We start from the raw sequence: 18,275 nt of genomic DNA on the forward strand, positions 1-18,275 counted from the left end.
TCCCTTGAATGGTGGCCGAGGTCAGGAGGCGACAGCGGCAGGGCGGTGGCCCAGGTGTGTGTCGGCGGTGGCTTCGCTCTCGTCTTCACCATCCAGGCGCACCAGGTGCGCCGGCACGCCGGTCGCAGCGCCCCAGTAGTAAATGCCCAGGGCACAGGCGGCCACGACCACGGTGTCGAACGGGTGGCCGATCACGCCCAGGCCGCCGAAGCTGCCGAGCCAGGACAGCAGGATGGTCACGGCGTAGAAACCGATCAGCCAGGCCGACGAGCGCACTTGCTGGCCGATGGACAGGTGCTGGGTTGGCACGAAGCGGGCGCACAGCAGGTAAAGCACGAACATCACGATTTGCAGGGCCAACAGCCACGACACGGTGTTCCAGCCCGACCAGTAGACGATCAGCGCGGCGATGATGAACGACAGCGGGCCGAGCACGCTCATGCCCTTGACGCGGAACGGGCGCGGCATGTCGGGTGCGTTGCGGCGCAGCGCGGCGACGGTGACCGGGGCCACGGCATAGCTCAGTACCAGTGCCGCCGAGACCACGTTGATCAGCGCTTCCCAGGACGGGAACGGCAGGGTCCAGAACACCGACAGGGCAAAGGTCAGCCACAGCGCCGGGCGGGGGATGCCGGACTGCTCGTCGATGCGGGTGAAGACTTTGAAGAAGGTCCCGGTCTGCGCCCAGCCATAGATCACCCGCGGGGTGGCGTTCATGTAGATGTTGCCGCAACCGCTTGGCGAGATGACCGCGTCGGCCACCACCAGGTAGGCCAGCCAGCCCACGCCCAAGGCCAGGGCGATGTCGCGGTAAGGCAGGGCGAGTTCCTTCGTCACACCGGCCCAGCCGTTGGCCAGCATTTCGGTCGGCACGCTGCCGAGGAAGGCCAGTTGCAGCAGGGCGTAGATCGCGGTGGACAACAGCACCGACAGGATCAGCGCGATTGGAATGGTGCGCTGCGGGTTCTTCACTTCACTCGCCACCGAAATGATCGGTGTCAGCCCTAGGTAAGCGAAAATGATGCCACCCGCCGAGACGGCCATTTCCACACCGGACAGGCCGAACGGCGCAAAGCCTTGGACCTCGAAATTTGCCGGTTTGAAGAAGGTGAACAGCACACCGATCACCAGCAACGGCACGATGAACTTGAACACGCTGACCAGGTTGTTGGCTTTGGCGAAGGTCTTGACGCTGCGGTAGTTGAGCAGAAAGAACAGCCCCAGCAGCGCGAACTGCACCAGCCAGCCGAGCACGCTCGGGTCACTGGACCCGGCCTTGGTCAACTCGGGGAACCAGGCCGCGGCGTATTGCCGTGACGCGACCACTTCGATGGCGATCAGGCTGGAAAACGCGATCAGCGTGATGAAGCCCATCAGGTAGCCAAGCAGCGGGCCGTGGGAGTACACCGGGTAGCGCACCACGCCACCGGCGCGGGGCAGGGCGGCGCCGAGCTCGCAGTAGACGATGCCCAGCAACAGCACGGCGAAACCGCCGAGGAACCAGGACAAAATACCGGCGGGGCCAGCGATGGCCGAGACGTGGCTGGCGGCGAACAGCCAGCCGGAGCCGAAAATGGCGCCTAGGCCGATGAAGGTGAGGTCGAGCAATGAGAGCTGTTTTTTGAATTTGCCTGACATGGGTGCGCCTTTTTGTAGGTTTTGGATAGGCAGGTCTGATGTCACGAGGTGCGGCTTTTTGGGCCGCGCTCTTGTAGGTCTTGGGCGGCTTGCGTGGGGCATAGAGTGGACCGATCTGGGCATCGGTTCTTGATGGTTTTCTGCAGGGTGGATGACGAAATCGGCACAGTTGCAGAAAAGTAGTGGCGGGGTGGTGGGCTCGTGGATAGGCTGAAAGCCATACCGCATAAGGGCTTGGGAGATGCAGTGCCAGTGCCGGCCTCTTCGCAGCACAAGGCTGCTCCTACAAGGCAGTGCGGTCCCTGTAGGAGCAGCCTTGTGCTGCGAAGAGGCCAGTAAAGCCATTAGAGATCAACCCGATGACCGCCCCTTCTCTGGCAACCCTGTACCAGTCCTTGGACCAGCACCGCCCCGCCACCCTGGAGGCCCTGCTCGCCGGGGTCTCCCTGCTGCTGCCGATCCTCGACGCGATCCCCAACGCCGCGATCTTCATCAAGGACGCCGACGCCCGCTACGTGCTGGCCAACAACACCCTGGTCCAGCGCTGCGGCCTCAAGCGTTTGCAACCCTTGCTGGGCAAGACCAGCGCCGAGGTCTTCCCGGCACAACTGGGCCCCGGCTACACCGAGCAGGACCGTCGCGTACTCAAGGATGGCTTGGTGCTGCAAGACCAGCTCGAACTGCACCTGTACGGCAGCCGCGAACCGGGTTGGTGCCTGACCCACAAGCGGCCCTTACTCAACCCCGACGGCGCAATAATCGGCCTGGTGGGCATCTCGGTCGACCTGCAGTCAGCCGCCGACACCCACCCCGCTTACCAGCGCCTGGCAGCTGTGGATGAGCACATTCGGCGGCATTTTCACCAACCCATCAGCATGGGCGAACTGACCCGCATCGCGGGTATTTCCGTGGCGCAGCTGGAGCGCTATTGCAAGCGGGTGTTCCACCTCACGCCACGGCAGATGATCCACAAGGCGCGGCTGGAGCATGCCCATCGCTTGCTGCACAGCGACTTGCCAATCACCGAGGTGGCGATGCAGTGCGGCTTCACCGACCACAGCGCTTTCAGCCGCCAGTTCAAGCAATTGACCGGGTTCACCCCGCGCCAATACCGCCAGGCGACGGCCACTCAGGAGGGTTGAAACAGCGCGCGCGCCTCGTCAAAGCATTGCTCGGCAATCGCCGAACGCGGCTCGCTGCGGCGCAGCAGCAGGCCCACCGGGCTGTGGATGCTGGCGTCGACGATAGGCAGGATACGCATGTGGTCGCTCAAGTCTTCCAGCCCGCAATCCAGTGGCATGATCGCGCAGCACACGCCGGTGCTGATGGCTTGGATCAGCTGGAAGCTCGAGTCGCTTTCCAGCACGGCGTTGGGTTCCAGGCTGCGGCTGCGAAAGCTCAGGTCCAGCGATTGACGGTAGTGCATGCCTTTGCTCAGCAAGCCCAGTGGTATATCGCCGAGGTCTTCCCAACGCAGGGTGTCGGCCTGGAACTGGAAGTGCCGGGTATCGTGCAGCAGGCCCATGGTGGTGGTGCCCAGCTCGATCACTTCGAAGAAGCTGGCATTGACTTGGTCGAGGTAGCAGATGCCCAGGTCGAGCTGGTTGCGGCTCAGGCCATCCATGATCTGCTCGGTGCTGTGCGAGCTGATCTGGAAGTGCAGCTCGGGGTATTTTTCGCGCAGCGGCAACAGCAATTGCATCGGGTTGAAGCTGGCCAGCGGCACGGTGCCCAGGCGTAGGCTGCCGACCACCTGGCCGCGGCAACTGGCGGCTTCGGCTTGCAGGCCGTCGTGGGCCGCCAGCAGCGTGCGGGCCCAGGCCAGAATGCGTTCGCCGGCTTCGGTGAACCCTTCGAAGCGCTGGCCGCGTTTGACCAGCACCAGGTCCAGTTCGTCTTCCAGGTTGCGCAGGCGCATCGACAGCGTCGGCTGGGTGATGTGGCACAGCGCTGCGGCCTGGCCAAAATGGCGGGTCTGGTCGAGCGCGATGAGGAACTTGAGTTGCTTGATGTCCATGGGAGTGCCTGGCGTCTGGTTATGCTGACCTTAACCAAGTCAGCGATAGATGTCATTGATCACCCGGTACGCCATATCGATTGGACGCCCCCCGGCCGTGCCTCTAGCGTGGTGACAATGCCCTTTCAGGAGTAGCCTACCGTGAGCGTCAAACCCGATGCGGTCTTCGTACCGCTCAACATCGCCGTACTGACCGTCAGTGACACCCGTACCTACGACAACGACACCTCCGGTGAGCTGCTGGCCAGCCGCTCGGTGGAAATCGGCCATCGCCTGGTGGCGCGAGCGCTGCTCAAGGACGACCTGTACAAGATCCGCGCCCAGGTCGCCACCTGGATCGCCGACGAGCAGGTGCAGGTGGTACTGATCACCGGCGGTACCGGCTTCACCGGGCGTGACAGTACGCCTGAAGCCGTTGAATGCCTGTTGGACAAACGTATCGATGGCTTTGGTGAGCTGTTCCGGGCGTTGTCCATTCTCGATATCGGCACATCGACTATTCAGAGCCGGGCATTGGCCGGGCTCGCCAACGGTACCTTGGTGTGCTGCCTGCCAGGCTCGACCGGGGCTTGCCGCACGGCGTGGGAAGGGATCCTGGCCGAGCAACTGGATGCGCGCCACCGGCCGTGCAACTTCGTGCCGCACCTGAAGCCTGTCGAGGCTTGCGCAAGCCGCGGTTAATGCCCTGGCTGTGCTGGCCTTTTCGCGGGCAAGCCAGCACAGGCAGCAAAAGTATCAGCTCAACACATACCCCACCGGCTCCAATGCCGGTGGCAGCGGCTCAACCCCCAACCCCGCCAGCACATCGCGCTCCACGGTGCGCACCAGCGCATCGGTAGGCAGGTCGTTCTCATCGCGCCCAAACGGGTCTTCCAGTTCGTTGCCAATCGCATCCAGCCCAAAAAACGTATAGCCGACGATGGTGGTGAACAGCGGCGCCAACCAGCCCAGCGGTTCAGCCAGGGCGAACGGCAGCAGCAGGCAGAAGATGTAGATGGTGCGGTGCAGCAACAAGGTATAGGGGAACGGCAACGGCGTGCCTTTGATCCGCTCGCAGGTGGCCTGCACTTCGGTCAGCCCCACCAGCCGCTGTTCCAGCACGCTGTAGCGCCAATCGCTGATCTGCCCCTGTTGCGCCAGCCGTGAGCAGTGCCCGCCGACTTCGCGCAAGATCGTGTCGCACACATTGTGCGGGCTGATCGCATTGGGGTTGGCCAGCCAAGGCCGGGCGGCCGCCAGGTCGTCCTCGTTGCGCAGCCGGGCGTTGAGCGCATGGGCAAAGCCGCACAGGCTGCGCAACAGTTCGGCACGCAGTGCCGGGTCGGCGATCACCACGCTTTCGCGCACGAACGAACGAGTCTCGATGATCAGCTTGCCCCAGGCCTTGCGGCCTTCCCACCAGCGGTCGTAGCAGGCGTTGTTGCGAAAGCTCATGAAGATCGACAGCGACAGGCCCAGCAAGGTGAACGGTGTGGCGCTGACCGGGTAGAAAAATGCCGGATAGTGGCGCTCGACCAGCACGATCAGTGCGGCCAGCAGGGTGACCATCAGGCAGCGCAGGGCGATGCGTTTGACGATCGACCCCTTGAGGGTGAACAGCACGCGCAGCACATCGGGGCGGGGGTGGACGATCATGGAAATCCAGAGGTGGCTGTTCAGCCGCCGGTCATGTTCATGAAACGCAGGATCTGCACGTCACCCCCCACCTCGAAATGATGGCGGTAAGGCTTGAGGTGCAAGGAGTCGCGGATGGCGTTTTCCAGGCGCTCGGCGTTGCCTAGGTGGGCACGCAGGACCTGCTTGAGGTCCACCGAATGCTCGTTGCCCAGGCACAGCAGCAGGCGGCCTTCGACGGTCAGGCGCACGCGGTTGCAGGTGGCGCAGAAGTTATGGCTGTGCGGCGAAATGAAGCCGACCCGGGTGTGCGCCGCTTCGGCCAGGCGCCAGTAGCGTGCCGGGCCTTGGGACGATTCGGTGGACTCGATCAGGGTGAACTGCTCGGCCAGCCGGTCGCGCACCTCGTCACTGGAGTAGAACGACTCACCACGCTGGTGTTCGCTGATGTTACCCAGGGGCATTTCTTCGATGAAGGTGATGTCCAGCTCGCGGTCGATGGCAAAGCGCACCAGGTCGACCAGTTCGTCATCGTTGCGGCCCTTGAGCACTACGCAGTTGAGCTTGGTCTTGCGAAAGCCTGCCTGGCGCGAGGCGTCGATGCCGGCGATCACCTGGTTGAGGTCGCCGGTGCGGGTCAGTTGCTTGAAGCGCCCGGGGTCCAGGCTGTCGAGGCTGATATTCAGGCGCGAGACGCCGGCGTCGAACAGCGGTTGGGCCAGGCGCCCGAGTTGCGAGCCGTTGCTGGTCATGCACAGTTCGCGCAGGCCGGGCAGGGCGGCGATGCGCCCGCACAGCTCGACGATGCCCTGGCGCACCAGCGGCTCGCCACCGGTCAGGCGGATTTTGCGGGTGCCCAATGCGACGAAGCGCTCGGCCACCTGGAACAGTTCTTCGAGGCTGAGGATCTGCTGGCGCGGCAGGAACTGCATGTCTTCGGCCATGCAGTACACGCACCGGAAGTCGCAGCGGTCGGTGACCGACATCCGCAGGTAGTCGATTTTCCGGTTGAAGCCGTCGATCAGGGCCCGGCTGTTCTGTTCCACGATTGCGCTCGAATGGGATGGACTCAGCTCCAAGCTATAACCTGGCCGCACCCCCGTCAAATTGCTTTCCCCGACTGGTTGATCAATCTGCTCTATCACGGCTGCAGGCCCCGGCATGTATGGGAGATTTCCCCTGTAGGAGCAGCCTTGTGCTGCGAAGAGGCCATTGCAGCCACAGCTTCTCGGCTAGCCAAACCGGCCTCTTCGCAGCACAAGGCTGCTCCTACAGGACGCGATCTGGATTGTCAGTGCTGGCCCATGATCGAAACGGCTTATCAGCCCGTAAGATCTTTCGATTGGACGCTTGTGCCCCACGCTCAATAGTCTGGAAAAAACACCGAGCGTGAGGATTCACCGCATGAGCCAGGACGAACATATCAGGGACTACAAAGGCGCCGCCGCCGGCTGGGGGGCGCTCAAGAGCGTGACCAAAAGCTGGCTGGGCAGCGAAAACGCCTTCAAGAACCTGCGGGCCATGCTCAAGACCAACCAGAACGGCGGCTTCGACTGCCCCGGCTGCGCCTGGGGCGAATCGCCGGAAAACGACATGGTCAAGTTCTGCGAGAACGGCGCCAAGGCGGTCAACTGGGAAGCCACCGGTCGCTCGGTAGACCCCGCATTCTTCGCCAAATACAGCGTCAGTGCGCTGGCCGAACAGACCGATTACTGGCTCGAATTCCAAGGCCGGCTGACCCACCCGATGCGCTACGACGCGGCCACCGATCACTACGTCGAAACCTCCTGGGAAGAGGCCTTCGCCCTGGTTGCCAAACACCTGCAGGCGCTCGATTCGCCCGACCAGGCCGAGTTCTACACCTCGGGGCGGGCCAGCAACGAAGCGGCGTTTTTGTACCAGCTGTTTGTCCGCGCCTACGGCACCAACAACTTCCCCGACTGCTCGAACATGTGCCACGAGGCCAGCGGTGTGGGCATGTCGGAAACCCTCGGCGTGGGCAAGGGCACCGTGGTGTTCCATGACCTGGAACTGGCCGACGCCATCTTCGTCATCGGCCAGAACCCCGGCACCAACCACCCGCGCATGCTCGAACCGCTGCGCGAGGCGGTCAAGCGTGGTGCCCAGGTGGTGTGCTTCAACCCGCTGAAGGAGCGTGGCCTGGAGCGCTTCCAGCACCCGCAACACCCGTTCGAAATGCTCAGCAACGGCTCCGAACCGACCAACACCGCGTACTTCCGCCCGGCCCTGGGCGGCGACATGGCGGCCATGCGTGGCATCGCCAAGTATTTGCTGCAATGGGAACGCGAGGCCCAGGCCAAGGGTGAACCGGCGGTGTTCGACCATGCCTTCATCGCCGACCACACCAGCGGCGTCGACGCCTACCTGGCGGCGGTGGATGCCACCTCCTGGGCGCATATCGTCGAGCAGTCGGGCCTGACCCAGGCCGAGATCGAGCTGGCAGCGCGCATGTACCGCAAGGCCGAGCGGGTCATCATGTGCTGGGCCATGGGCGTCACCCAGCACCGCCATTCGGTGCCCACCGTGCAGGAAATCGTCAACCTGCAACTGCTGCGGGGCAACGTTGGCAAACCCGGTGCTGGCCTGTCGCCGGTGCGTGGCCATAGCAATGTGCAGGGCGACCGCACCATGGGCATCGACGAGAAGCCCAAGGCCGGGCTGCTCGATGCCCTGGAAAAACGCTTCCAGTTTCGTGTGCCCCGTGCCCATGGGCATAACGCGGTGCTGGCGATCAAGGCCATGGAAGAAGGGCAGGCCAAGGTCTTCATCGCCCTGGGCGGTAACTTCGCCCAGGCTACCCCAGACACCCCTCGGACCCACGCGGCCCTGCGCAACTGCGCATTGACCGTGCAGATTTCCACCAAGCTCAACCGTTCGCACTTGGTCACCGGCCGTGATGCGCTCATCCTGCCGTGCCTGGGGCGAACCGAGATCGACCTGCAGGCCGACGGGCCGCAGGGCGTGACCGTGGAGGACACCTTCAGCATGGTGCACATCTCCCACGGCCAATTGCGCCCGCGCTCGCCACACTTACGTTCGGAGCCGGCCATCGTGGCCGGCATGGCCCAGGCGACCTTGGGCAAGCAACCGATCGATTGGGAATATGCCATTGCCGACTACAGCCGCATCCGTAGCATGATCGCTGATGTGATCCCCGGCTTTACCGACTTCAACGAGCGCTTGCAGCACCCGGGTGGCTTCCACCTGGGCAACAACGCGGCGGATCGCACGTGGCGTACCGCCACCGGCAAGGCGCGTTTCAGTGCCAGCCAGTTGCCGCAGCAACTGGTCAATGCCCAGGTGCTGGCCCGTGGCGACAAACCGGACCTGATCCTGCAGACGTTGCGTTCGCACGACCAGTACAACACCACCCTGTATGGCCTGGATGACCGCTACCGTGGGGTGTTTGGCCTGCGTGAGGTGGTGTTTGTCAATGAGGCCGACATCCGTCGCCTGGGGTTCGAGCCTGGCGAGCACGTGGACTTAGTGTCGTTGTGGGAGGACGGGCGCGAGCGGCGGGTGTCCGGGTTCCGCCTGGTGGCGTACGACGTGCCGCAGGGGCAGGCCGCGGCGTATTACCCGGAGACCAACCCGCTGGTGCCGCTGGAGAGTTATGGCGAGGGGACGTATACGCCGACCTCGAAGTTCATCGCGATCAGGGTAGAGAAAGCCAAGGCGGGGATCCGGATCGAGGCGCGGTCTCTGTAGGAGCGGCCTTGCGTCGCGAAAGGGCCGCGCAGCGGCCCCAGGTTTTCAGCTTCGCGGCATAAATTGTTGGGGCCGCTTCGCGGCCCTTTCGCGACGCAAGGCCGCTCCTACAGACGATCGCGCTAGGGCCGGTGCACCGGGTAAGCGGTGGTGTACTTCATCTGCTCCATGGCAAAACTCGACGTAATGTTGGAAAGCCCGTCGGTGCGGGTGATCAGCTTCTTGTAGAACCGGTCATAGGCGGCAATGTCACCCACCACCACCCGCAGCATGTAATCCCAATCCCCCGACATGCGGTAAAACTCCATCACCTCCTCGAAACCGGTCACCGTCGCGGCAAACTGCTCCAGCCAGGCGCTGTCGTGGCGCTGGGTCTTGAGCTGGACGAACACGGTCAGGCCCAGCCCGAGGCGCGTGGGGTCGAGCAGGGCGACGCGGCCAAGGATGTAACCCTCTTCTTCCAGCCGTTTGACCCGCTTCCAGCAGGGCGTGGTGGACAGGTTTACCGCCTCGGCCAGGTCCTTGAGGGAAATGGACGCGTCGCGCTGCAGCAAGGTGAGGATGTGTTGGTCGAAATTGTCCATGTCGATTACAGGCTGGCCAGAGAATGATTTTCTCCAGATTACTGCAAAACCGGAAAAATGTGTGACCCCCGTTGCGCGTCCTTGCCGCCGGCAATGGTTGTGCGATAGTTGCAGGCTTACCTCAGTCAATGGACCGGATCATGTCCGACAAGCCGCGTAATTTCGCCACCCGTACCATCCACGCCGGCGAGCAGGATAGCGTTGCCGACAACGCGATCTTCCCGCCCATCTACACCGCCAGTTCGTACATCAAGCGCAGCTTGGACGACAACCCCGAGTATGCCTACAGCCGCGTCGGCAACCCGACCCGGCATGCTTACGAGAGCTGTGTCGCGGCGCTGGAAGAAGGTGCCGGCGCGGTGGCCTGCGCCTCCGGCGTGAACGCCACGGCGACGGTGCTGGAGCTGTTGCCCAAGGATGCCCACGTGGTGGTGATGAACGGCGTCTACGGCGGCACCTTCCGTATTCTGGAGGACTACCGCAGCCACACATCGGGGCTGACCACCACTTACGTCGACCTCAACGACGTGCAGGCTGTGGCCGCGGCGATTCGCCCAGAAACCCAGCTGATCTGGATCGAGTCCCCGACCAACCCCTTGCTGCACCTGGTCGACATCAAGGCGGTCTGCGACCTGGCGCGGTCGCGCGGTATCCTCACCTGCATTGACAACACCTTCTGCTCGCCCTGGAACCAGCGCCCGATCACCCTGGGCGTGGACCTGGTGATGCACTCGGCAAGCAAGTACATCGGCGGCCATTCCGACCTCACCGGCGGTGTGGTGGTGGCCGCCAACGACGCGCTGCTGGCGCGGCTGCGCAAGATCAGCATGGCGGTCGGGGCGATCCAGGGGCCGTTCGACTGCTACCTGGCCCTGCGTGGCCTGAAAACCTTGGATGTACGCATGGAGCGCCAGTGCGCCAATGCCCTGCAGGTGGCGCGTTTTCTCGAAAGCCATCCGCAGATCGAGCAGGTGTTTTACCCGGGGCTTGAAAGCCACCCCCAGCATGCGCTGTGCAAGCGCCAGATGCGTGCGGGCGGGGCCGTGGTGGCCATGAAGGTCAAGGGTGGCGACCGGGCGGCGCTCAATCGCCTGGTCGAGGCGCTGCAGATCTTCGTCCTCGCCGATTCGCTGGGCGGTGTGGAGAGTATGATCAACCACTCCTGGAGCATGTCGCACAACTCCCTGAGCCCGGAACAGAAGGGCGAGATGGGCATCAGTGAGAACTTGCTGCGGCTGTCGGTGGGGATCGAGGAGTATCGGGACCTGATCGAAGATCTGGATACGGCGTTGAAGGCGTCGGCTAGCGTATAAAAGCGGCTGGCCCTATCGCCGGCTTGCTGGCGATAGGGCCGGTTGATTCAGCAGAAACCCCTCAAGATTTCGGCGGATGAATGATCCGTTCGATCTTGTCCTTGATCAGCAGCCGCTCCTTGCGCAGTCGGGTGACGGTGTCATCGGTGCTGGCGTTACCTTCAGCGGCCAGCACTTCCTTGTCTTTGGCGTTGTACTCCTTGTGCAGTTTGTGCAGGTCATGGTCTTTGTCGATGCGCGTCTGGAAATCCTCGGCAGTGATGTTCAGGTCAGCGAGCAGATCATGCGGAACGGGCATTTCTTCACCTCTCTTGGCGGTTGGCGAACGGTCCTGACCTCTGAGGATAGCCGCCTTTGCGCAGGTGGGGAGCTGGGGGTGGCCGGCGCAGCCTTCTCGCAACCGGGCAGCACACTTGGCCTGCCAGGCTGAATGGCGGCTGAATAAACTTCATTTAATGTTGGAAAAACGCCATCTCACGGTTTTGTTGGCGTCTTTTTCACGAAAAATTGATGGTGGCCTTTCTAGAGTTCAGCCAACTTTTCGCGGTGCCGCACAGGCCCGTGGGCTGATAATCACTCTTGATTGCGAACACTGATGCTCAACTTTAAATCCCTGCGGACTGAATGGGTCACGCTGCTGGCCAGCCTGTACCTGCTGATCGGCTTCAATTTCTTTCTCTGGCAGCACCTGGAGCAAGTGGTTCCGCCAGGGTTGGCGGGGCTTTGGCTGAGCCTGGCGTTTGCCGTGCTGATGCTGTTCGCATTCAACCTGATTTTGACCTTGTTTGCCTTCCGGTATGTATTAAAGCCGGTACTTATTGTGCTGTTCATGAGTGGCGCGGGTGTTGCTTACTTCATGAATCAGTACGGGGTGCTTATTGATGCCGGCATGTTCCGTAACATGGCAGAGACCAATGTTGCGGAAGTGCGCGACCTGATGTCGTTTAAGTTTGCCGCTTATATACTGTTGCTGGGCGTATTGCCCTCGGTCTTGCTGTGGAAAACACCGATCGCCTACCGCGCCTGGCACCGTGAGCTGTTGGGCAAGCTGGTGGTCAGCGGCGCCTGTGTGGTCGCCCTCGGGTCTGTGGCGTTGGTCAACTACCAGGGCTTGTCGTCACTGTTTCGCAATCACCACGAACTGCGCCTGATGCTCACCCCGAGCAATATCGTGGGTGCCTCCATTGGTTATGTCAGCGAACGCGTCGGTACAGCGGCCAGGCCCTTCCAGAGTTATGGCACGGATGCGAAACGTGATGCCGCCTGGCAGCACCATGAGCGCAAGTCGTTGACGGTGCTGGTCGTCGGTGAAAGTGCGCGGGCAGACCATTTCGGTGTGCTCGGTTATGACCGCGACACTACTCCTAACCTGGCCAAGGAGCAGGGCCTGCTGGCCTTCTCCGATGTGCATTCGTGTGGGACTGAAACCGCCGTGTCGGTGCCCTGCATGTTCTCGGGCATGCCGCGCAAGGACTACGACGCGCGCGTGGCGAAAAACCGCGAAGGGCTGCTGGATATCCTGCAGCGGGCAGGCCTGGCCGTGCAGTGGCGCGACAACCAATCGGGCTGCAAGGGCACCTGTGATCGGGTGCAGTTCATCGATGTCAGCAACCTCACCGACCCGGCGCTGTGCGCCAACGGCGAATGCCATGACGAGATCCTGTTGCAGGGCCTGGGCGAGCTGATCGACAACCTCGACAAGGACACCGTGCTGGTGCTGCACCAGATGGGCAGCCACGGCCCCGAGTACTTCAAGCGCTACCCCAACGCCAGCGAGCGCTTCACCCCGGTGTGCCAGAGCAATGCGCTGAACCAGTGCAGCGAGCAGGAAATCATCAACGGCTACGACAACACCCTGGCCTACACCGACAAGGTGCTGGCGTCGCTGATCGACACGTTGCGCAGCAAACAGGACAAGGTCGACACAGCGATGATCTACCTCTCCGACCACGGTGAGTCGCTGGGTGAGTACAACCTGTTCCTGCACGGCACCCCTTACGCCATCGCCCCGGAGCAGCAGAAGCACGTGCCACTGCTGACCTGGTTCTCCGACAGCTACAAAGAGGACTTTGGCCTGGACACCGACTGCCTGGCCAAGCTCAGCGATGCGCCGCTGTCCCAGGACAACCTGTTCCACTCGATGCTCGGCCTGTTGCAGGTGCGCACCGAGGTCTACCAGCAATCGTTGGACATGTTCGCCAGCTGCCGGCCGTGGCTGGCCGCCAAGCGCTGACGCGCATGGCTTTTACACCACCGTTTATCTATTCCAGGGATGGCGCAGGTTTCACCCGCAGTGCCCGCGCCGTATATACTGCGCGCCAATGTTAGTGGGAGAGCCTCGTGGCCATCGAAATTCACTGGATCCGTGACGACCAGACCCTGGCCGACCTCTGCCGAAAGTGGCGCCAACTGCCCTTCGTAGCGCTCGACACCGAATTCATGCGGGTAGACACGTTCTACCCCAAGGCGGGGCTGATCCAGATTGGCGACGGTCAACGTGCCTTTCTGATCGACCCACTGCTGATCAAGAACTGGCAGCCGCTGGGCGAGCTGCTTGAAGACAGCGGCGTGGTCAAGGTGCTGCACGCCTGCAGCGAAGACCTCGAAGTGCTGCTGCGCCTGACCGGCAAGCTGCCACAGCCACTGTTCGACACGCAGTTGGCCGCCGGTTACCTGAACCTGGGTTTCTCCATGGGTTACTCGCGCCTAGTCCAGGACGTGCTGGGGCTCGAGCTGCCCAAGGGCGAAACCCGGTCTGACTGGCTGCAACGCCCGCTGTCCGACACCCAGGTCAGCTACGCCGCCGAAGATGCCGTGCACCTGGCTGAGCTGTTCATCGCGCTGCGCCCGCGCCTGTCCGATGACAAGTACGCTTGGGTGCTGGAAGACGGCGCCGAGCTGGTGGCCCAGCTGCGCCGGGAAGTCGAGCCCGAGAGCCTGTACCGCGACGTCAAGCTGGCCTGGAAGCTGGCGCCCCAGCAGCTGGCCGTGTTGCGCGAGCTGTGCGCCTGGCGTGAGCGCGAAGCGCGCAACCGCGACGTGCCGCGCAACCGCATCCTCAAAGAGCACTCGCTGTGGCCGATGGCCAAGTCCCAGCCCTCTAACTTGTCGGCCTTGGCCAAGATCGACGAGATGCACCCGCGCACCATCCGCCAGGACGGGGAGTTTCTCGTCCAGCTGATCAAGCGTGCTGCCAGCCTGCCCGCCGATCAGTGGCCGCAGGTTTTGCCTGAGCCCTTGCCGATCGAAGCGGCCGGTATCCTCAAGCAGCTGCGCGCCATCGGCCAGGCCGAAGGCGAGCGCTTAGGCATTGCCCCCGAGCTGATGCTGCGCAAGAAAACCCTGGAAGCGCTGCTCAAGAGCGGCTACCCCAATGGCCCCTATCAACTGCCCGATTCGCTGCGCGGCTGGCGTCGCGAGCGCATGGGCCAGGCCCTGCTGGACAACCTGGCAGGCGCCGGAGAGACCCGATGAAACGTATTTGCTCGATCTACAAGAGCCCCCGCAAGAACGAAATGTACCTGTATGTGCTCAAGGCCGAAGGCCTGGAGCGCGTGCCCGAGGCCTTGCTGCCGTTCTTCGGCACCCCCGTGCATGCTTTCGACCTGGTGCTGAGCCCCGAGCGCAAGCTGGCGCGCGAGGACATCACCAAGGTGCTGGAAAACCTCGACAACCAGGGCTATCACCTGCAGATGCCGCCGGCCGAGGATGAGTACATCGAGCACCTGCCCGAAGAGCTGCTGCGCCGTAACGACCCGGTCTGACCCAGGCCCGGTTCCTCTCATTCGCCAAGTGGCCCGCCTGTCGGGCCGCTTTCGTTGTCTGCCAAGGTTGTTTTCACGATGCGCGTTCTGATCGCCGAACAGGATCATGCCAAGTACACCCAGCTGCTGGGCGAAGCGGCCCCTGACCTGCAAATCCTGACCAGCAGCGACTCTGCCGAGCTGGCGCTGCAGGCGCCGCAGTGCCCGGTGTGGCTGGGCCAGCCCGACTTGTTGGCGAGCCTGCTGCGCCAGGGCCACAAGCCGGCCTGGATGCAGTCGACCTGGGCCGGCATCACCCCGTTGCTGGCCGAGGGTTTGTCACGGGACTATCGCCTGACGCGCGCAGTTGGCATTTTTGGCCAGGTGATGGCGGAGTACATGCTCACCTACCTGCTCGGCCATGAACGCGAGGTGCTATCGCGCCTGGTGAGCCAGGTCGAGCGGCGCTGGGACGACCGCCCAGGGCGCACCCTTGAGGGGCGCAAGGTGCTGATCGTCGGCACCGGTGATATCGGCCAACGTGTGGCGGAGTTTCTGCTGCCATTCGGCGTGACCTTGTACGGGGTCGCGAGCAGCGCCCGCGAGCAGCTGCCGTTCGTCGAAGTGGCGGCCCTGGCGGACCTGCCGCGCATGGTCGAGCAGGTTGATTACGTGATCAACCTGCTGCCGGACACGCCTGCCACCCACGATTTGTACGATGCTGCGCTGTTTCAGCGCTTCAAGCCCAGTGCCTTGTTCATCAATGCCGGGCGTGGCGTGGCGGTGGTCGATGGCGACCTGGTGGAAGCACTGAAGCAGGGGCATCTGGCGGGCGCGGTGATCGATGTGTGCCGCCAGGAGCCACTGCCCCAGCGTCACCCGTTCTGGACCGCCTGGGGGTTACTGCTGACCGGGCACAGCTCGGCGCCCACCTCGCCGGCGGCGATGGTGCGGCTGTTCGTCGAGAATGTGCGGGCGTATGAGGCGGGGCAGGGGTTGCGCGGGGAAGTGGATTTCGCCCGGGGTTACTGATTGCTAGTGGCCTGTACCGGCCTCTTCGCGGGGCAAGCCCGCTCCCACAAGTACCGCGCCGACCTTGGGCCTGCGGGGTCCTTGTGGGAGCGGGCTTGCCCCGCGAAGAGGCCGGTACAGCCAAAAAAAGCTTACAGGCTAAAATCCCCCTCAGCTGCCAGCTCGCTCAGCGGCCGGCGCGAGCTCGGCACTTCACGCGCCTGCAGCGCCTCAGCCAAGGTCGCCTTGTCGCCCAGCTTGCCGATCGCCACCATGGCATGCAGCTCGTAGCCTTCCGGCACCTTCAGTTCGCTACGTGCCAGCTCCTTGTCAAAGCCAGCCATGCCGTGGGTGTGCCAACCGCTGATGCTGGCCTGCAAGGCCAAGTGCCCCCAGGCGGAGCCGGTGTCGAAGGTGTGCCACAGGGCAGGGCTTTCTTCAGCGGCGCCAGGCGCTGCGAAGGTGGTTTTGGAGATGATCAGCACCAGCGCCGACGCCTGTTGCGCCCAGCTGCGGTTGAACGGCACCAGCAGGCTCAGGTAACGCTCCCAGTTCGCGGTGTCGCGACGGGCATAGAGGAAGCGCCAAGGCTGCGAGTTGTACGCCGACGGCGCCCAGCGCGCGGCTTCCAGAAAGCTCAGCAGGGTCTCCTCAGTGATCGGCTCGGCGGTGAAGGCCCGTGGCGACCAGCGGTTGATGAACTGCTCGTTGATGGCGTAATCGGCAATACGGGGGGTGGCGCTCATGGCTGTTCCTGCAAGCGGATGGGAAAACCGCACGCTACTGCGTCCCGTCATGACTGACAAGCGGTCTGGCTTTGCCGAAGGCCAGGCTCTAGACTGGCGCCGCCGCGCGCCGCGCACTGATGATGAATGCAGGAAACCCGTGTGATGATCGCTGACAGCGCGCCGTTCTGGCGGCGCAAAACCCTCGAACAACTCAGCCCGCAAGAGTGGGAATCGCTCTGTGACGGCTGCGGTTTGTGCTGCCTGCAAAAGCTCGAGGACGAGGACGACAACAGCATCTATTACACGCGCATTGCCTGCAAACTGCTGGACCTCGACACCTGCCAGTGCAGCGACTACCCCAACCGCTTCGCCCACGTGCCCGACTGCATCCAGCTGACCCCTGGCAAGGCTGACCAGTTCAAGTGGCTGCCGAGCACCTGCGGTTACCGCCTGGTCAGCGAAGGCAAGGACCTGCCTGACTGGCACCACTTGATCTGCGGCGATCGCCAGCAGGTCCATGAACAGCGTATTTCCCAGTCAGGGCGTATGCTCAGTGAGCATGATGTGGATGAAGACGACTGGGAAGACCACCTGATTTTTCGCGCCAGCTGACCGGCGCACCCCCGTCGCCTCTGGGAAACAAGGAGTTTCTGTATGCGTTGCCAGCTGTTGTTGCTGCTGAGCCTGATGGCCTGTTCGCCGGCCTGGGCGAAGAAAGTCGACCTGGACTATCACGTGCGCCTGTTGCCAGCCAATGGCCAGGCCGAAGTGCGCCTGACCCTGGCCGAGGGCAGCAGCGTGCGCAGCCTCGACTTCGAGTTGGGCAAGGCCGGTACTTACAGTGGCTTCCAGGCTGACGGCCAATGGCAAGTCGCAGACAAGGGCGAGCGCGGTGTGTGGCACCCGGCGCCCGGCAAGACCAGCCTCAGCTACCGCGTGCAACTGGACCAGAAGCTGCGCAGTGGCGCTTATTCGTCGCGTATCACGCCCCATTGGGCCTTGTTCCTCGGCGACCAACTGGTACCGCCCGCGCGCCTTGATCAGCAGGACGGTACCGAATTGGTGGCACGCCTATGGTTCGACCTGCCAGAAGGCTGGAAAAGCATCGAAACCTCCTGGCCGCGCATCGGCAAGGACAAGTTCCGCATCGACAACGTCTCGCGCCTGTTCGACCGCCCCACTGGCTGGATGCTGGCGGGTGACTTGGGCAGCCGCCGGGCGCGGCTGGGCGAGACTGAAGTCACCGTTGCCGCGCCAGTCGGGCAGGGCATGCGGCGCATGGACAGCCTGACCCTGCTGACGTTCGTCTGGCCGCAATTGCAGGCCGTGTTCCCGCGTAACCCACCCAAACTGCTGTTGGTCGGCGCCCGGGATGGCATGTGGCGCGGTGCGATGGCGGCGCAGGGGTCGCTGTACATGCACAGTGCCCGGCCGATGATCAGCGAAAATGGCAGCAGCCCGTTGTTGCGCGAATTGGTGCAACTGTTTGCGCAGATTCATGGCCGTGAAGGCAGTGACTGGCTGATCGAGAGCCTGACTGACTACTACGCCAGTGAGTTGTTGCGCCGGGCAGGCGGGGTCAGCGATGACCGCTACGAGGCCTGGCAGGCGCGCTTGAGCAAGCAGGCTGCCAAGGTTACCCAGCTCAAGGGCGAGCAGGCCAACCCGGCGCAGGTTGCCCGAGGGGTGCTGTTGCTGCAGGCCCTGGACAAGGAGATCCGCATCCACACCCAGGCCAAGCGTTCGTTGGATGACGTGGCGCGGGCGCTGATGCGCTTGCCGAGTGTCAGCACCGAGGAGTTCGTGCAGATCAGCGAGCGTGTGCTGGGGCGGCGGTCTGAGGTGTTGCAGAGCAAGGTGTTGCGCTAGCGATTTGTGTCACCTGTGCCGGCCTCTTC

General features: G+C 63.3%; 17 protein-coding genes. 10 read left to right on the forward strand and 7 right to left on the reverse strand.

Features of this window, described 5'->3' with window-relative positions:
• Window positions 1–21: 21 nt before the first annotated feature.
• Entirely contained in the window at window positions 22–1,638 is a 1,617-nt protein-coding gene (locus MFF34_RS19340) for an APC family permease (RefSeq protein ID WP_027594629.1), read from the reverse strand.
• A gap of 359 nt (window positions 1,639–1,997) precedes the next feature.
• Here MFF34_RS19340 and MFF34_RS19345 point away from each other — a divergent pair, with 359 nt between their 5' ends.
• Complete coding sequence (locus tag MFF34_RS19345; RefSeq protein WP_238215889.1) at window positions 1,998–2,780, forward strand: AraC family transcriptional regulator; 783 nt, start codon at window positions 1,998–2,000, stop codon at window positions 2,778–2,780.
• Here MFF34_RS19345 and MFF34_RS19350 read toward each other — a convergent pair.
• A complete protein-coding gene (locus MFF34_RS19350; RefSeq protein ID WP_238215891.1) occupies window positions 2,768–3,655 on the reverse strand; it encodes a LysR family transcriptional regulator in 888 nt (295 codons plus the stop codon). The genes MFF34_RS19345 and MFF34_RS19350 overlap by 13 nt on opposite strands.
• Before the next feature lie 141 nt (window positions 3,656–3,796).
• On the opposite strand from MFF34_RS19350, the gene moaB reads away from it, so the two are divergent.
• On the forward strand, window positions 3,797–4,336 hold the full coding sequence (gene moaB / locus MFF34_RS19355) for a molybdenum cofactor biosynthesis protein B (RefSeq protein WP_099430188.1): 540 nt from the start codon (window positions 3,797–3,799) through the stop codon (window positions 4,334–4,336).
• A 54-nt stretch (window positions 4,337–4,390) separates the two neighbouring features.
• On the opposite strand, the gene MFF34_RS19360 is transcribed toward moaB, so the two are convergent.
• Together MFF34_RS19360 and moaA are read right to left on the reverse strand one after the other, a co-directional pair.
• Window positions 4,391–5,290: a bestrophin family protein gene (locus MFF34_RS19360; RefSeq protein WP_099430187.1), complete on the reverse strand. Its 900-nt coding sequence runs from the start codon at window positions 5,288–5,290 to the stop codon at window positions 4,391–4,393.
• A gap of 20 nt (window positions 5,291–5,310) precedes the next feature.
• Window positions 5,311–6,315, reverse strand: a complete 1,005-nt coding sequence (gene moaA / locus MFF34_RS19365; RefSeq protein ID WP_238215893.1) for a GTP 3',8-cyclase MoaA — start codon at window positions 6,313–6,315, stop codon at window positions 5,311–5,313.
• Window positions 6,316–6,673: 358 nt separating this feature from the next.
• Between moaA and MFF34_RS19370 the strand changes: the two genes are divergently transcribed.
• The gene (locus MFF34_RS19370) at window positions 6,674–8,998 is read left to right on the forward strand and encodes an FdhF/YdeP family oxidoreductase (RefSeq protein WP_238215895.1); all 2,325 of its coding nucleotides are present in this window, start codon (window positions 6,674–6,676) and stop codon (window positions 8,996–8,998) included.
• A 122-nt stretch (window positions 8,999–9,120) separates the two neighbouring features.
• Here the strand turns inward: MFF34_RS19370 and MFF34_RS19375 are convergent, their stop codons facing one another.
• Complete coding sequence (locus tag MFF34_RS19375) at window positions 9,121–9,582, reverse strand: Lrp/AsnC family transcriptional regulator (protein ID WP_027594622.1); 462 nt, start codon at window positions 9,580–9,582, stop codon at window positions 9,121–9,123.
• Between the two features lie 128 nt (window positions 9,583–9,710).
• On the opposite strand from MFF34_RS19375, the gene MFF34_RS19380 reads away from it, so the two are divergent.
• Window positions 9,711–10,895, forward strand: a complete 1,185-nt coding sequence (locus MFF34_RS19380) for a PLP-dependent aspartate aminotransferase family protein (RefSeq protein ID WP_238215897.1) — start codon at window positions 9,711–9,713, stop codon at window positions 10,893–10,895.
• A gap of 61 nt (window positions 10,896–10,956) precedes the next feature.
• Here MFF34_RS19380 and MFF34_RS19385 read toward each other — a convergent pair whose 3' ends face one another.
• The gene (locus MFF34_RS19385; RefSeq protein WP_027594620.1) at window positions 10,957–11,193 is read right to left on the reverse strand and encodes a YdcH family protein; all 237 of its coding nucleotides are present in this window, start codon (window positions 11,191–11,193) and stop codon (window positions 10,957–10,959) included.
• 297 nt (window positions 11,194–11,490) lie between these two features.
• Between MFF34_RS19385 and MFF34_RS19390 the strand changes: the two genes are divergently transcribed.
• From MFF34_RS19390 to MFF34_RS19405, 4 genes are all read left to right on the forward strand, one after another.
• Window positions 11,491–13,128, forward strand: a complete 1,638-nt coding sequence (locus tag MFF34_RS19390; protein WP_238215899.1) for a phosphoethanolamine transferase — start codon at window positions 11,491–11,493, stop codon at window positions 13,126–13,128.
• A gap of 107 nt (window positions 13,129–13,235) precedes the next feature.
• Window positions 13,236–14,369 carry a ribonuclease D gene (gene rnd, locus MFF34_RS19395; RefSeq protein ID WP_238215901.1) on the forward strand — a complete coding sequence of 378 codons (1,134 nt, stop codon included), beginning with the start codon at window positions 13,236–13,238 and terminating at the stop codon, window positions 14,367–14,369.
• Window positions 14,366–14,659, forward strand: coding sequence for a YcgL domain-containing protein (locus MFF34_RS19400; RefSeq protein WP_027594617.1), 294 nt, complete (start codon window positions 14,366–14,368; stop codon window positions 14,657–14,659). The genes rnd and MFF34_RS19400 overlap by 4 nt, the downstream gene beginning before the upstream one ends.
• Window positions 14,660–14,737: 78 nt before the next feature.
• A complete protein-coding gene (locus MFF34_RS19405) occupies window positions 14,738–15,670 on the forward strand; it encodes a D-2-hydroxyacid dehydrogenase (protein WP_238215903.1) in 933 nt (310 codons plus the stop codon).
• Window positions 15,671–15,801: 131 nt separating this feature from the next.
• Here the strand turns inward: MFF34_RS19405 and MFF34_RS19410 are convergent, their stop codons facing one another.
• The gene (locus MFF34_RS19410; protein ID WP_238215905.1) at window positions 15,802–16,395 is read right to left on the reverse strand and encodes a nitroreductase family protein; all 594 of its coding nucleotides are present in this window, start codon (window positions 16,393–16,395) and stop codon (window positions 15,802–15,804) included.
• A 144-nt stretch (window positions 16,396–16,539) separates the two neighbouring features.
• Between MFF34_RS19410 and MFF34_RS19415 the strand changes: the two genes are divergently transcribed.
• The gene (locus tag MFF34_RS19415) at window positions 16,540–16,989 is read left to right on the forward strand and encodes a YcgN family cysteine cluster protein (RefSeq protein ID WP_027594614.1); all 450 of its coding nucleotides are present in this window, start codon (window positions 16,540–16,542) and stop codon (window positions 16,987–16,989) included.
• A gap of 42 nt (window positions 16,990–17,031) precedes the next feature.
• Window positions 17,032–18,246 (forward strand): hypothetical protein, encoded by a 1,215-nt coding sequence (locus MFF34_RS19420; protein WP_238215907.1) that lies wholly within the window; start codon window positions 17,032–17,034, stop codon window positions 18,244–18,246.
• Window positions 18,247–18,275 lie beyond the last annotated feature (29 nt).

The sequence above is a fragment of the Pseudomonas sp. PAGU 2196 genome, from assembly GCF_022179005.1.
GTDB lineage: Bacteria > Pseudomonadota > Gammaproteobacteria > Pseudomonadales > Pseudomonadaceae > Aquipseudomonas > Aquipseudomonas kermanshahensis.

Excerpts from the sequence above, each read along its gene's own strand:
- MFF34_RS19410 (WP_238215905.1), bottom strand. The coding sequence starts at position 16,395 with ATGAGCGCCACCCCCCGTATTGCCGATTACGCCATCAACGAGCAGTTC.
- MFF34_RS19350 (WP_238215891.1), bottom strand. The coding sequence starts at position 3,655 with ATGGACATCAAGCAACTCAAGTTCCTCATCGCGCTCGACCAGACCCGC.
- MFF34_RS19345 (WP_238215889.1), top strand. The coding sequence starts at position 1,998 with ATGACCGCCCCTTCTCTGGCAACCCTGTACCAGTCCTTGGACCAGCAC.
- MFF34_RS19385 (WP_027594620.1), bottom strand. The coding sequence starts at position 11,193 with ATGCCCGTTCCGCATGATCTGCTCGCTGACCTGAACATCACTGCCGAG.
- MFF34_RS19340 (WP_027594629.1), bottom strand. The coding sequence starts at position 1,638 with ATGTCAGGCAAATTCAAAAAACAGCTCTCATTGCTCGACCTCACCTTC.
- MFF34_RS19390 (WP_238215899.1), top strand. The coding sequence starts at position 11,491 with ATGCTCAACTTTAAATCCCTGCGGACTGAATGGGTCACGCTGCTGGCC.
- MFF34_RS19420 (WP_238215907.1), top strand. The coding sequence starts at position 17,032 with ATGCGTTGCCAGCTGTTGTTGCTGCTGAGCCTGATGGCCTGTTCGCCG.
- MFF34_RS19405 (WP_238215903.1), top strand. The coding sequence starts at position 14,738 with ATGCGCGTTCTGATCGCCGAACAGGATCATGCCAAGTACACCCAGCTG.
- MFF34_RS19380 (WP_238215897.1), top strand. The coding sequence starts at position 9,711 with ATGGACCGGATCATGTCCGACAAGCCGCGTAATTTCGCCACCCGTACC.
- MFF34_RS19375 (WP_027594622.1), bottom strand. The coding sequence starts at position 9,582 with ATGGACAATTTCGACCAACACATCCTCACCTTGCTGCAGCGCGACGCG.
- MFF34_RS19360 (WP_099430187.1), bottom strand. The coding sequence starts at position 5,290 with ATGATCGTCCACCCCCGCCCCGATGTGCTGCGCGTGCTGTTCACCCTC.
- MFF34_RS19415 (WP_027594614.1), top strand. The coding sequence starts at position 16,540 with ATGATCGCTGACAGCGCGCCGTTCTGGCGGCGCAAAACCCTCGAACAA.
- MFF34_RS19370 (WP_238215895.1), top strand. The coding sequence starts at position 6,674 with ATGAGCCAGGACGAACATATCAGGGACTACAAAGGCGCCGCCGCCGGC.
- MFF34_RS19400 (WP_027594617.1), top strand. The coding sequence starts at position 14,366 with ATGAAACGTATTTGCTCGATCTACAAGAGCCCCCGCAAGAACGAAATG.